This window comes from Sporomusa intestinalis (genome assembly GCF_055383785.1).
The window spans coordinates 4,202,402-4,216,268 of record NZ_AP042390.1 but is presented as its reverse complement, the minus strand read 5'-3'; the positions used below and the strand labels follow the sequence as shown (position 1 = coordinate 4,216,268).

Below are 13,867 nucleotides of genomic sequence, written 5' to 3'. Positions count from 1 at the left end.
CGGAGGGGGAGTAAGTATGGGCGTTGTCAGTGATTTAGTTAAAGATATCCCAATACCAAAAATGGTGAAAGTAAGACAGATTTTCTCCCGGCCCAAGCTTGAAGATGTGCGGGCGGCCGTACGTGCAGAACTGCTGCAGGGGAAAATCAGCGGCACGATCAAGCCGGGTATGACGATTGCGATAACCGGGGGAAGCCGAGGTGTCACCAATATCGCGCTGATCCTCCGGGAAATAGTGAGTTTTGCCAAAGCGCAGGGTGCGTATCCCTTTATCATCCCGGCCATGGGCAGTCACGGCGGGGCTACTGACAAAGGGCAGATCGAGGTGTTAACCAGCTACGGTATAACGGAGGAATTTTGCGGTTGTCCGGTCCGGGCGACGATGGAAACCAAGCAGATTGGTTTTACGGCCGAGCAGCACCCGGTATTTATTGACAAGTATGCGGCCGAAGCCGACGGTATTATCGTGGTGAACCGGATAAAGCCCCATACCTGCTTTCGGGGGCAGTATGAGTCAGGACTCATGAAAATGCTGACAATTGGTCTTGGTAAGCAAAAAGGCGCCGACACCTGCCATGCCGCCGGTTTTAAGCATATGGCCAAACTTGTGCCGCTGTTTGGCAACGCTATTTTGGCGAATGCCAATATTCTGTTTGGTGTGGCCACTTTAGAAAATCCTTTTGATGAAACCTGTAAGGTCGTGGCGCTGGCCAAAGAAGAGATTGCGGCAGCGGAGCCTGGCTTATTACAGGAAGCCAAAACCCTGATGCCTACAATCTTATTTGATCAGACGGATGTTTTAATTGTCGATAGAATCGGCAAAAACTATTCCGGCGATGGGATGGACCCCAATATTACCGGTACGTTTTCCACACCGTACGCCACCGGCGGGATTAAGGCTCAGCGGGTGGTGGTGCTGGACTTAAGCGAAGAGTCCCACGGCAATGCCGTGGGGATCGGCGCAGCCGACCTGATTACCCGTCGGCTGTTCAATAAAGCGGATCTGGAAAAAACCTATCCGAATGCTATCACGTCCACTGTTGTTAACTGTGTTAAAATTGCCATGATCTTAAAAAGTGACAAAGAAGCCATTCAAACTGCCCTAAAAACCTGCAATGAGATAGATATTAAAAACCCGAGGATTGTACGGATTCCTAATTCGCTGCATATCGAATATATTTATATTTCCGAGACCATGCTGGCCGAAGCGCGGCATATATCCAATATCGAAATCCTGGAAGAGCCGCAGGCTATGCCGTTTGATGCCGCAGGCAATCTCTGGTAATGGGTGGCAGCTTTATTCCAATAGTCGATTTTACAGGGGGGTAGTTACATGAAAATGACATTTCGCTGGTATGGAGGCAACGATAAAGTTACGCTGGAATATATCAGGCAAATCCCCGGCATGACCGGTGTTGTTTCCGCTATCTATGATGTGCCTGTCGGCCAGGTCTGGCCGCTGGAAAAAATTCTGGCACTCAAAAATAAAGTGGAACGGCATGGGCTTGAACTGGAGGTTATTGAAAGCGTACCAGTGCACGAAGATATCAAAATGGGATTGCCGTCCCGGGACCAGTATATTGCCAACTATTGCGAGACACTGCGCAATTTGGCCAAAGCCGGCATCAAGGTGGTTTGCTATAATTTTATGCCGGTGTTTGACTGGACCCGCTCGGAGCTCGATTATGTGCTGCCGGACGGCTCAACCGCGCTCATCTACAAGGAAGAGACGGTAGCTAAAATGAATCCCTTAACCGGCGACTTAAACCTGCCTGGCTGGGATACCAGCTATACAAAGGAAGGTATGAAAGCCCTGCTGGAAACCTACCAGACAATTACCGAAGAAACTCTCTGGGCTAACTTACAATACTTTTTAGAGCGGGTCATTAAGACGGCGGAAGAAGTCAAGGTCAAAATGGCCATCCATCCGGATGATCCGCCCTGGTCTATCTTCGGTTTGCCCCGGATTATAACCGACAAAGCCAATCTGGAGCGCTTTGTCAAGCTGGTTGACAGTCCGTATAATGGGCTCACGCTTTGCAGCGGCTCGCTGGGGGTAAGCCCGGACAATGATATGCCGGAAATCATCCGTCATTTCGGCGGTATGGGCAGAATTCATTTTGCCCATGTCCGCAATGTCAAGATTACCGGTCAGCATAGCTTTGAAGAATCGGCTCATCTTAGTTCGGCCGGCTCGCTGGATATGTACGAAATTATGAAAGCCTACCATGATGTCGGTTTTACCGGCTATGTCCGGCCGGATCACGGCCGGATGATCTGGGGAGAAACCGGCCGGCCCGGTTACGGGCTGTATGACAGGGCACTGGGCGCCATCTACCTAACCGGAATCTGGGAAGCTTTAGAAAAGGGGAAATGCAAATGAACTTACCGTTTCAGATAGACTTGAAAAATAAAGTAGCTGTTGTTACCGGCGGCGGCGGCGTTTTGTGCAGCACATTTGCCCAAGCCTTAGCCCAATGTGGAGCCCAAGTTGCCATTTTAGATGTAAACAAAGCCAATGCCGACAAAGTAGCCGGGGAAATCAACGCCAGCGGCGGCAAAGCCATTGGCGTTGAGGCCAATGTGCTTGACACCGACAGTTTACTGGCGGCCAAAGATGCGGTGACCCAGGCTTTTGGCACCTGCGATATCCTGATTAATGGGGCGGGCGGCAACCACCCGAAAGGGACAACCAGTAAAGAGTATTTGTTTACAGAAGACCTGACCGACCAGAAGGGACTGGTCACCTTCTTTGATTTGGATCCGGCTGGGATAAAATTTGTCTTTGATCTTAACTTTATCGGAACGTTGCTGCCAACTCAGGTTTTTGCAAAAGATATGGCACAAAAAAAAGATGGCATTGTAATCAACATATCTTCCATGAATGCCTTTACTCCATTAACTAAGATACCTGCATATAGTGGTGCCAAAGCTGCGATTAGTAATTTTACCCAATGGCTGGCCGTGCACATGTCCAGAGTAGGTATTAGAGTAAACGCAATTGCTCCTGGATTTTTCCTGACAGAGCAAAATAGATCGCTATTACTTAATGCAGACGGTTCGCCGACAGAGCGCGCACAAAAAATCATATCACAAACCCCATTAGAAAGATTTGGTAAAAGTCAGGAATTAGTTGGAACATTATTGTGGCTGGTTAGCGAAAAAGCGGCAGGTTTTATAACCGGAGTGGTTGTGCCGGTTGATGGCGGCTTTTCTGCATATTCCGGAGTTTAAAAAAATTTTAAGGCGATTGATAGATATGAACTTGTTTCAACAATATGAAACAAGTTCATATCTCTATTTTCAATCCACTTGAGTTTGGAGGTTTTTATGCCAGAGGTTATAACTATTGGCGAAAGCATGGTAATGATGGTTGCTGACCAGAGTGATTCATTACAGTTTGTTACTAATTATTCTCGTAAGATAGCGGGGGCAGATTCCAATGTAGCAATAGGTCTTTCCCGAGTAGGACATCAGGTGGGATGGATAAGTTCGCTTGGACAAGATCCTTTTGGAATATATATACGTAATACTATCCGCGGTGAAGGCGTGGATACTAGTCAGGTGATTTTTTCAGACCACTATCCTACAGGGCTTCTTGTTAAAGAATTAAACGAAGTTGGAGACCCAAAGGTTTATTATTATCGCAAAGGGTCTGCTGCAAGTCAGTATCAACCGGAAAATCTGGATGAGAACTATTTTTCCAGCGCAAAATTACTTCATATTACTGGAATATTTCCTGCATTAGGAGAGAATTGCTTTAATACTACTCTCTCAGCTATAGGAATGGCGAAACGGCAAGGAGCCACAGTGTCTTTTGATCCTAATATACGATTACAGCTATGGAATAGACAACAGGCAAAAGAAACATTAATGAAAATTGCGGCAGAGACTGATTTGATTCTTCCTGGTCTGGCGGAAGCTGAAATTATGACAGGTGTGTCCGACTTTGATAAAGTATCTGAAATATTCCATGACATGGGTAATAAGTACGTTGTAATGAAAGATGGTGTACGTGGTACATATTACTCTTTTAAGGATGAGACAGGCGTTAAAGTGGGTTATGCAAAGGCATTTTCCGTTAATCGGGTTATAGATACAGTCGGAGCAGGGGATGGTTTTGCAGTTGGCGTGATATCTGGACTACTGGAGGGATATTCCTTACATGAATCTGTAATTCGTGGAAATGCTATTGGGTCTCTGGCAGTTATGGTTAAGGGGGATGTAGAAGGATACCCCACCAAGATTCAATTAGAAGAGTACTTAATTTCCGCTAAATGTGATTCTTAAAATTAACCAGCACCTTGACAAAGTTAGATGATAGAGTTCCTGAACAATACATAAACGCATGAAAATCAGACAATTATATATATGATTTTATCTGAAAATACGGTATTGTTTTATTATGAGAAGATAAAAGTTGAGCAATACGACAATAACATAATGCAAGGAGGGATTGGATGAAAACAGTGGCTATTGCCGGGACCTTTGATTCCAAGCAGGCCGAGTTTGCCTATCTGCAGGAGCTGATTCAAAGTCTGGGCTTACGGACATTTATGATCCATACCGGCGTATTTCCAGCAAAGCTGGCAACCGATGTTTCCAATGAGGAGATTGCCGCCCTGGTGGGGGCTGATATCAAAGCTATCGCCGCCAGTAAAGACCGGGCGCAGGCGACCGATGTTCTCTCCCGGGGACTGGAAATCTTACTGCCGCAGCTGTATGCGGCCGGCAAGTTCGACGGGATCATCTCCTGCGGCGGGAGCGGCGGCACCTCGCTGGTAACTCCGGGCATGCGGGCTTTGCCGATTGGCGTGCCGAAAGTGATGGTTTCCACCGTGGCCGCCGGGGACGTGTCGATGTATGTTGGCACCAGTGATATTTTTATGTATCCTTCCATTGTGGATGTTGCCGGTTTAAATTCGATTTCAACCAGGATTTTTACCAATGCCGCGCTGGCTATCGCCGGTATGGTAAAGTTTGAAGTGAATCAGGTGCTGGCCAAGAAACCGCTGATTGCCGCCTCCATGTTCGGGGTCACAACACCCTGTGTAAATCAGGCCAGAGAGATTTTGGAGCAGCAAGGTTATGAAGTGCTAATCTTTCATGCAACAGGAACAGGCGGGAAAGCCATGGAAGGGCTGATCAGGGACGGCTATATTGAGGGCGTTTTCGACATTACCACAACTGAATGGTGTGATCAACTTATGGGAGGCAACATGGCAGCCGGCGATACCCGTCTGGAAGCTGCCGCCCTTAATCAGATCCCCCAGGTTGTTTCTGTCGGGGCTTTGGATATGGTGAATTTCGGACCGATTGCCACGGTGCCGGACAAATACAGCGGCCGTAACTTTTATAAACACAATCCAACCGTGACCCTGATGCGGACCACGGCGGCAGAAAACAGGCAATTAGGCCTGGTTATTGCCGGCAAGCTGAACCTGTGCCGGAGCAAGGCAGCGTTGTTGCTGCCGCTGCAAGGGGTATCCATGATTGATGCCCCCGGCCAGCCTTTTTATGGTCCGGAAGAGGATGCCATATTATTTGCGACACTCAAAGAGAATATCACCAATCCGCTTGTTGAAATCATTGCGGTGGAGGCCAATATTAATGATCCTGAGTTTTCTACGGCAGCTGCACAAACCTTGCTCAGGCTGCTAAGGGAGAAACAAAAATAGGAGGCGGGTTTTTATGTTGCCAAGAAGACAAGAAGTAGTAAAAAAATTAAAAGCGGAAATCGCGGCCGGAAAAATTATTGTCGGTGCCGGCGCCGGCGCCGGGATATCGGCTAAGAGCGGCGAAGCCGGCGGTGTTGATTTAATTATTATTTATAATTCGGGGAAATATAGAATGGCAGGCCGGGGCTCGCTGGCCGGACTGCTTTCCTATGGCGATGCCAACCAAATTGTTGTGGAAATGGGGGCCGAGGTGCTGCCGGTGGTTAAGCACACCCCGGTGTTAGCCGGCGTGTGCGGTACTGACCCGTTCCGTATAATGGAAGTATTCCTCAAGCAGCTAAAGGAGCAAGGGTTTGCCGGTGTCCAGAACTTCCCGACCGTAGGCCTCATTGACGGTGTATTCCGGCAAAACCTGGAGGAAACAGGCATGGGCTATGACCTGGAAGTGGCAATGATCCGTCAGGCCCATGAACTGGATATGGTGACTGCTCCTTATGTATTTGATCCCGAGCAGGCGGTAAAAATGGCCAGGGCCGGCGCCGATATTATCGTGGCCCATATGGGCTTAACGACCAAAGGCACAATCGGGGCCCAGACCGCGCTGACCCTCGCTGATTGTGTCGTGAAGGTACAAGCTATTTGCGATGCGGCCAAAGCCGTAAACCCGGAGCTGATTGTCCTGTGTCATGGCGGTCCTATCGCCGAACCGGCAGATGCCCAGTATATTATTGCTAATACCCGGGCTGTGGAAGGGTTCTTCGGTGCTTCCAGTATTGAACGGTTTGCAACAGAAGTGGGGATTAAGCAGCAAACAGAGGCCTTTAAAGCGATAAAAAAATAGAATCCGCGAAGCGGCAGTGAGGTTTTTAGGACTTCATAGTAATACAAAATGTAACAACATCAGCATAGAATCATTAATTTGTTAGGGCAAGTTTAGAGAAATTGCGGAAAAAAAGTAGAACTCCTGCCAAATCTTGTCGGATGTGGCAGGAGTTCTGCAGGTTTATGAGAAATAGAATATAATCCAGAAGAAAATCAGGGGTGATGAAAACAATCTAACCTTACAGGGATTTGATATAGGTTCAAAAATATTAGCGAGAAAGGCGGGCTTGTACCGTGACGACATTATTAAGCCAGACGCGGGAAATAAATAAACTGCTCCAGGAATCGGAAAAGGTGGATTACAATAAGGTTACCAGACTGCTCAGCGAATTCATGTCAGCCAATGTGTACCTGATTGACAAAGAGGGCCTCATTCTCGGCCATGCTTTGTATGAAAGCTTTGAGTGCGGCACCATACTGGAAGATGTGCTGGATCAACGCCAGTTCCCGGAAGAGTATATGAAAGTATTGCGCAGTGTCCGTGAGACCACCACCAATATCCGTCTGGAAGAGGGCTGCTGCGTATTTACTGACCAGCTGCAATGCCATGTGGGGGAAAAGTATTCGCTGGTGGTACCGGTTGTTGGCATTGGCAAGCGGCTGGGGTCGCTGGTTATTGCCAAGTTTCATGCGGAGTTTACCGAAAATGATCTTATGCTGGCTGAGTATGGGGCTACAATGCTTGGTATGGACCTGCTCCGGGGCCGGGTGGACAAGATGGAGGAGGAAACCCGCCGGCGAACCACCGTCCAGGTTGCCTTAAACACCCTTTCCTATTCCGAACTGGATGCCGCTGTAAATATTCTCAGTGCCGTCGAGGGGGATGAGGATTTGGTGGTAGCCAGCAAAATCGCCGACCAGGCCGGGATCACGAGATCGGTTATTGTCAATGCCCTGAGAAAACTGGAGAGTGCCGGCGTAATTGAGTCCAAATCGCTGGGAATGAAAGGCACCAATATCCGGATTCTTAATGCTCATCTAATCGGCGAATTAAAAAAGAAAAAAAACTAAGCCCTGGTTTGCCCCAATTGGTCCGGACAGTAAAACAACCAAACCGCAACTAAGACGGGTTTGGTTGTTTTCAGGTTGCAGAGCCAGCGGGGAATGTAATTTAGTCTTTTGTTTCAATAGTTTAAATATTAAAAAAACATTACATTAATGCTAGGCTTACGTTTTTCTTACTATATTTCTGCAAAAATATAATAAGCCGATGGAGTATATCTCAAGTAAACACAAAAGAATAAAAACTAACATAAACAAACTAAAACATTATGGCGGGGAACTTTTAAAATGGTTTTAATTTGGTTATGTTGTGAAAAAAGATATTTATTTGCTAAAATATTATTGACTATAGTCCGGATTTGATGTATCTTATGTATAAATACTAATTTAGGTACAACGGGGTATCAATTAACCGTCTTAAGGTGCGGTTGGTTGATTTTTTTTTACCCGCAGACAGTAAAATAAAAGTCTGCAGGATACCACGAATATCCGGCAGACGCAGGTTCAGCGAGATGGAAAACCATTGGCAAACCCCAGTGACACTAGGTTTATTTGGGTTACCCATTTTTACATTATGAAAAAAATCATCAATAGCAAATAAACTTATCACCACAGTCAGTTTTTCCAAGCAATGCAGCTTAAAAAAATTGATTGTGTTGAAAAGTTTAAACGAGAAATTAGCCGGTTAAGGAGGTGATTTGTATCAGGTCAGCAGCCATACCGCAATAAAAGCTTCATGGGTACCACGAATACCCATGAAGCACAGGCAAATCTTTTATTCCCAGTGACACCAGGTTTATTTAATTTACCCATTTTATTATAACAAGTTGCTTTTCTTTTTTCAAGAACAAAAATAGGAGGAATAGTCTATGGCAAAGGAGGCATTGTACACAGATAAAAAACATACCGGCGGCGGCAGCTCTGATGAACAAAGCGTTATTGCAGCGGGAATTTTGTTTTCGGCCACACACGCTAAAGACAAAGCCAGAGATAATCAAGGTGAACTTGCCTGTAAGGCGGAGCTGATTTCTTTGGCCGATAGGGAAGAAATCAAGAAAGCAGTAGCCTCAATTGACCGTCTGCTATCGCCCTGCCTGTTCGTTAAAGTGTAGCTGGGATAGAAGAAGCTTGCAGCCCAATGTTTATAAAAAAAATAAAGGGGTAGATCGCTATGATCATGGTTCGAGCCATTGTTAGACCGGAGAAAAAAGACGAACTGCTTGCCGAGCTGTCGGCTGCCGGCTTCCATGCCGCCACCGTCGTTGATGTTGTAGGCCGGGGCAAGCAGATGGGGATTAAAATCGGCGATGTCGTATATGATGAGATTCCCAAGAATCTAATTATGATGGCGGTTCCTGCCGGCAGCAAAGATGAACTGATAGCCTTGATCATCAAGCATGCCAAGAGCACGGGTGAGGGCGCCTTTGGCGATGGCAAAATTTTTATCAGCCCGGTTGAAGAGGTGTACACTGTCTCTACCGGTGCCGCCGGATTATAAGGGAGGGCGGAAGATGAAAGAGATCATTGCCGTTATCAGGATGAACAAAGTCAGCGCCACGAAAAAAGCGCTGGTGGAAGTTGGGGTAGCCGGTTTCACCGCCATCAAAGTGCTGGGACGGGGCCGGCTGGTTACCGATCCGACGCTGATTGCCGACCGGCGGAAAATGTTGCTGACCCTGTCTAAGGACGATGCAGCCAGGACGGAAAAGTTCATTGTCGAGTTTCTGGATGGAACCCGGTTGTTTCCCCGCCGGCTGTTTACCATTCTCGCTCACGATGAGGATGTACCCAAAATCATTGCCAAAATTATCGAAGTAAACCGCACCGATAATAAGGTCGGTGACGGCAAAATATTTGTCCTGCCGGTTTTTGATGCCATTCGGGTCCGGACCGGTGAAACCGGTGAGGACGCTGTGTAACCGGCAGCGAAAACCTTCGTACTGTTATCTTTAAGAAAAAATCACATTTTTAAAGGAGCGTGCTAACAATGCCAAGAAAAATTGCGATATATGGTAAAGGCGGAATTGGTAAATCAACTACCCAGCAAAACACGGCCGGGGCCATGGCCCACTTTTATGATAAAAAGGTGTTCATCCATGGTTGTGATCCTAAGGCTGATTCCACCCGGCTGATTCTGGGCGGGATGAACCAAAAGACATTAATGGATATGCTGCGTGATGAAGGCGAAGAAAAAATTACCGTGGATAAAGTGGTCAAAACCGGGTATGAGGGCATTCGCTGCGTTGAATCCGGCGGTCCTGAGCCGGGGGTAGGCTGTGCCGGCCGGGGGGTTATCACTGCCATTGACCTGATGGAGAAAAACGGCGCCTATACACCGGACCTGGATTTTGTGTTTTTTGATGTACTTGGCGACGTTGTCTGCGGCGGGTTTGCCATGCCGATCCGGGACGGCAAAGCCCAGGAGGTGTATATTGTCGCTTCCGGCGAGATGATGGCTATCTACGCCGCTAACAATATTTGCAAAGGCCTTGTTAAATATGCCAAGCAAAGCGGTGTCCGCCTCGGCGGGGTCATTTGCAACAGCCGTAAGGTAGACCGGGAAAGAGAGTTCCTGGAAGAGTTTACCGCTGCGATCGGCACCAAAATGATTCATTTTGTCCCGCGTGATAATATTGTGCAAAAGGCCGAGTTCAATAAGAAAACCGTTGTTGAGTATGATGCTGAATGCAACCAGGCCGGTGAATACGGGGAGCTGGCGAAAAAGATTATCGAGAATACGGATTTTGTTATTCCGAAACCGCTCAGTATGGATGAACTGGAAGCCATGGTTGTGAAATACGGCATTGCCGATTAATGAAACAAAAGTAAGGGAGGAACAAATCCATGCCATATCATGAGTTTGAATGCAGCAAGTGCATCCCGGAAAGAAAAAAACATGCTGTGATAAAAGGAAAGGGCGAGGATTTGACATCAGCCCTGCCGCTCGGATATCTTAATACCATCCCGGGGTCAATCTCGGAACGGGGCTGCGCCTATTGCGGCGCCAAGCACGTTATCGGTACACCCATGAAAGATGTGATTCATATGAGTCACGGCCCTGTCGGCTGCACCTACGATACCTGGCAGACCAAACGTTATATCAGCGATAATGATAATTTTCAGCTTAAATATACGTATGCGACCGATATGAAGGAAAAACATATTGTGTTCGGGGCGGAAAAAATCCTCAAACAAAACATTATTGAAGCTTTCCAGGCTTTTCCTGCTATAAAACGGATGACTCTCTACCAAACCTGCGCTTCGGCCCTGATCGGGGATGATATCAATGCCGTTGCCCAGGAAGTCATGGATGAAATGCCGGAAGTAGACATCTTTGTCTGCAATTCACCCGGCTTCGGCGGACCGAGCCAGTCGGGGGGACATCACAAGATCAATATTGCCTGGATCAATCAGAAGGTAGGCAATGTCGAACCGGAATTCACCAGTGATTACGTCATCAACTATGTGGGCGAATATAACATTCAGGGCGACCAGGAGGTTATGCAGAGTTATTTTAAACGGATGGGCATTCAGGTTTTGTCCACCTTTACCGGCAATGGCTCGTACGACGACCTGCGGGCGATGCACCGGGCCGATCTGAATGTCCTCGAATGCGCCCGCTCAGCCGAGTATATCTGCAATGAGCTGAGAGTGCGGTATGGGACGCCCCGGCTGGATATCGACGGCTTTGGCTTTGAGCCGCTGTCGGCGTCACTCCGGAAGGTTGGTTTATTCTTTGGCATCGAAGACCGGGCCCAGGCTGTTATTGATGAAGACACTGCCCGGTGGAAACCGGAGCTCGACTGGTACAAAGCCCGCCTGCAGGGCAAGAAGGTATGCCTCTGGCCGGGCGGCTCCAAGCTCTGGCACTGGGCGCACGTGATTCATGAGGAGATGGGGGTTGAGGTCGTCTCGGTATATACCAAATTCGGCCATCAGGGAGATATGGAAAAAGGCATTGCCCGCTGCGAGGAAGGGGCCCTGGCCATTGATGACCCCAATGAGCTGGAAGGTCTGGAAGCCATGGAAACCCTAAAGCCCGACATCATCTTTACCGGCAAGCGGCCGGGCGAGGTAGCCAAGAAAATCCGGGTTCCCTACCTTAATGCCCATGCCTATCACAACGGTCCCTGGAAGGGTTATGAAGGCTGGGTCCGGTTTGCCCGGGACATCTATAATGCGATTTATTCACCGATCCATCAGCTTGCCTGCCTGGATATCAGCAAAGATGAGATTCCTGTCGATAAAGGGTTTGTTACGCAGAAAATGCTCTCTGATGTAAATTTGAGCCCGGAAATAACCGCTTCCCCAACCCTGCGGGAATATACAGGCAAATATGACCTGGTCTCAGAGTTGCGCACCAGGACCTATCCGGTATTTCCGCCAGCGTCTAACAGGCTTTCGGCAGTATAAGGAGGCGAGCATAGTAATGGACAATGTGACACAAGACAGGATTGAACAACTGGTGGATTATATTATGAAAAAATGCCTCTGGCAGTTCCACTCCCGCGCCTGGGACCGGGAGAAGCAAAATGAGGGGATTCTGACAAAGACGATGCAGTTGCTATGTGATGAACCTGTGGAAAATCTGTCGCCAATTGACAAATGCCACTGGGTTGATGCCGTGTGCCTGGCTGATGCCTTTAAAGCCCGGTATCCATGGCTGGCGGCAATGGACAAAGCGGAGATCAAGCTATTGATGCGCGGGCTTAAAGAGCGCATGGACTATCTGACCATTACCGGTTCATTAAATGAAGAATTGACTGACGTCCATTATTAAAGAGCGACAGGCTGTGGGCCATTACGGCGGACGCAGAACAAAACAAACAGGAAAAGGAGTATGGCTATGTTTTGTGAAGTAAAACCAAAAGAGCGTGCCGGCGTTATCAACCCGATATTTACCTGCCAGCCCTGCGGCGCGCAGTATGCCAGCATCGGCATAAAAGACTGCATTGGGATTGTTCATGGCGGACAGGGCTGCGTGATGTTTGTCCGTCTCCTGTTCTCGCAGCATTTCAAAGAGAGCTTTGAACTGGCATCCTCTTCATTGCATGAAGACGGAGCGGTATTCGGGGCCACCCACCGGGTGGAGGAAGCCGTAGATGTCCTGCTCATGCGCTATCCTCATGTTAAGGTAATACCGATCATTACTACCTGTTCAACCGAGGTGATTGGCGATGATGTGGATGGCGTGGTATTAAAGCTTAATAACGGCTTATTAAAAGAAAAATACGCTGACCGGGAGGTTCACCTGATTCCTATTCATACCCCCAGCTTTAAAGGCAGCCAGGTAACCGGCTATGATGTTGCCCTGCTGGATTTTGTCAGCCATTTTGCCAAAAAAAGCGAACCGAACGGCAAGGTCAACCTGATTACCGGTTGGGTCAACCCTGGGGATGTGACGGCGATCAAGCACCTGTTGGCAGCCATGCAGGTCGAGGCTACGGTCCTGTTTGAAATCGAGAATTTTGACGCTCCCCTGATGCCGGCCGGCAATATCGTGGCTCATGGCGATACGACGATTGCCGACCTGACCGACACCGCCAATGCCCTGGGCACAATTGCCCTGAATCGGTATGAAGGGGCTAAGGCTGCCCGCTATCTGGAAACTGAATTTGACATCCCGGCCATCATTGGACCGACGCCAATCGGTATCCGCAACACCGATACCTTTTTGCAGAACCTGAAAAACATGACAGGCAAACCGATCCCGCCCTCGCTGGTCTGGGAACGGGGCATCGCGATTGATGCCCTGACCGACCTGACGCACATGTTTTTTGCCGACAAGAAGGTCGCCATCTATGGGCATCCTGATCTGGTCATCGGTCTGGCTGAGTTTTGTCTCGATCTGGAAATGAAACCGGTATTGCTGCTGCTCGGCGACGACAATACATCCTATCCGGAAGACCCCAGGATCAAAGCCTTGCAGGCCAACGTTGATTTCAAGATGGAAATTGTTATGAATGCCGATTTGTGGGAGCTGGAGAACCGGATCAAAAACGAGGGCCTGGAGCTTGATTTGATACTTGGCCATTCCAAGGGGCGGTTTGTTTCCATTGATTATAATATCCCCATGGTCCGCGTCGGCTTCCCCACCTATGACCGGGCCGGCCTGTACCGGCATCCGGTCGTCGGCTATGCCGGCGCGACCTGGCTGGCTGAACAGATGGCCAACACCCTGTTCACCGATATGGAGTACAAGAAAAACAAGGAATGGGTTCTGAATGTCTGGTAGGTATTCACTGCCAGCGTAGCCTGAGTTCACCCTTGGCGCAGCTTCAGCAGGAATCATTGGGTTTTGCCAG

General features: G+C 48.4%; 15 protein-coding genes. 14 read left to right on the top strand and 1 reads right to left on the bottom strand.

Features of this window, described 5'->3' with window-relative positions; all coding sequences use genetic code 11:
* The first annotated feature begins 16 nt into the window (after positions 1-16).
* The 7 genes from ACZ481_RS19635 to codY all read left to right on the top strand — a co-directional run bounded on the left by ACZ481_RS19635 (position 17) and on the right by codY (position 7,571).
* Positions 17-1,285, top strand: coding sequence for a nickel pincer cofactor-dependent isomerase, group 22 (locus ACZ481_RS19635; RefSeq protein ID WP_464767028.1), 1,269 nt, complete (start codon positions 17-19; stop codon positions 1,283-1,285).
* 48 nt (positions 1,286-1,333) lie between these two features.
* The gene (gene uxuA / locus ACZ481_RS19630; protein ID WP_464767027.1) at positions 1,334-2,383 is read left to right on the top strand and encodes a mannonate dehydratase; all 1,050 of its coding nucleotides are present in this window, start codon (positions 1,334-1,336) and stop codon (positions 2,381-2,383) included.
* Positions 2,380-3,234 carry an SDR family oxidoreductase gene (locus tag ACZ481_RS19625; protein ID WP_464767026.1) on the top strand — a complete coding sequence of 285 codons (855 nt, stop codon included), beginning with the start codon at positions 2,380-2,382 and terminating at the stop codon, positions 3,232-3,234. The genes uxuA and ACZ481_RS19625 overlap by 4 nt, the downstream gene beginning before the upstream one ends.
* Before the next feature lie 96 nt (positions 3,235-3,330).
* Positions 3,331-4,290 (top strand): sugar kinase, encoded by a 960-nt coding sequence (locus ACZ481_RS19620; RefSeq protein WP_464767025.1) that lies wholly within the window; start codon positions 3,331-3,333, stop codon positions 4,288-4,290.
* 170 nt (positions 4,291-4,460) lie between these two features.
* Positions 4,461-5,678, top strand: a complete 1,218-nt coding sequence (locus ACZ481_RS19615) for a Tm-1-like ATP-binding domain-containing protein (protein ID WP_464767024.1) — start codon at positions 4,461-4,463, stop codon at positions 5,676-5,678.
* Between the two features lie 13 nt (positions 5,679-5,691).
* A complete protein-coding gene (locus tag ACZ481_RS19610) occupies positions 5,692-6,519 on the top strand; it encodes a phosphoenolpyruvate hydrolase family protein (RefSeq protein ID WP_464767023.1) in 828 nt (275 codons plus the stop codon).
* Between the two features lie 275 nt (positions 6,520-6,794).
* Positions 6,795-7,571 (top strand): GTP-sensing pleiotropic transcriptional regulator CodY, encoded by a 777-nt coding sequence (gene codY / locus ACZ481_RS19605; protein ID WP_464767022.1) that lies wholly within the window; start codon positions 6,795-6,797, stop codon positions 7,569-7,571.
* Positions 7,572-7,944: 373 nt separating this feature from the next.
* On the opposite strand, the gene ACZ481_RS19600 is transcribed toward codY, so the two are convergent.
* Positions 7,945-8,190: a hypothetical protein gene (locus ACZ481_RS19600; protein ID WP_464767021.1), complete on the bottom strand. Its 246-nt coding sequence runs from the start codon at positions 8,188-8,190 to the stop codon at positions 7,945-7,947.
* A gap of 241 nt (positions 8,191-8,431) precedes the next feature.
* Between ACZ481_RS19600 and ACZ481_RS19595 the strand changes: the two genes are divergently transcribed.
* From ACZ481_RS19595 to anfK, 7 genes are all read left to right on the top strand, one after another.
* Positions 8,432-8,674, top strand: coding sequence for a hypothetical protein (locus ACZ481_RS19595; protein ID WP_464767020.1), 243 nt, complete (start codon positions 8,432-8,434; stop codon positions 8,672-8,674).
* Positions 8,675-8,733: 59 nt separating this feature from the next.
* Complete coding sequence (locus ACZ481_RS19590; protein WP_464767019.1) at positions 8,734-9,060, top strand: P-II family nitrogen regulator; 327 nt, start codon at positions 8,734-8,736, stop codon at positions 9,058-9,060.
* Positions 9,061-9,073: 13 nt separating this feature from the next.
* Complete coding sequence (locus ACZ481_RS19585; protein WP_464767018.1) at positions 9,074-9,481, top strand: P-II family nitrogen regulator; 408 nt, start codon at positions 9,074-9,076, stop codon at positions 9,479-9,481.
* A 68-nt stretch (positions 9,482-9,549) separates the two neighbouring features.
* The gene (nifH, locus tag ACZ481_RS19580; protein WP_464767017.1) at positions 9,550-10,377 is read left to right on the top strand and encodes a nitrogenase iron protein; all 828 of its coding nucleotides are present in this window, start codon (positions 9,550-9,552) and stop codon (positions 10,375-10,377) included.
* A gap of 29 nt (positions 10,378-10,406) precedes the next feature.
* Entirely contained in the window at positions 10,407-11,975 is a 1,569-nt protein-coding gene (anfD, locus tag ACZ481_RS19575; protein ID WP_464767016.1) for a nitrogenase iron-iron protein, alpha chain, read from the top strand.
* A 16-nt stretch (positions 11,976-11,991) separates the two neighbouring features.
* Positions 11,992-12,342, top strand: a complete 351-nt coding sequence (anfG, locus tag ACZ481_RS19570) for a Fe-only nitrogenase subunit delta (protein ID WP_464767015.1) — start codon at positions 11,992-11,994, stop codon at positions 12,340-12,342.
* Between the two features lie 66 nt (positions 12,343-12,408).
* Positions 12,409-13,797 carry a Fe-only nitrogenase subunit beta gene (gene anfK / locus ACZ481_RS19565; protein WP_464767014.1) on the top strand — a complete coding sequence of 463 codons (1,389 nt, stop codon included), beginning with the start codon at positions 12,409-12,411 and terminating at the stop codon, positions 13,795-13,797.
* Positions 13,798-13,867 lie beyond the last annotated feature (70 nt).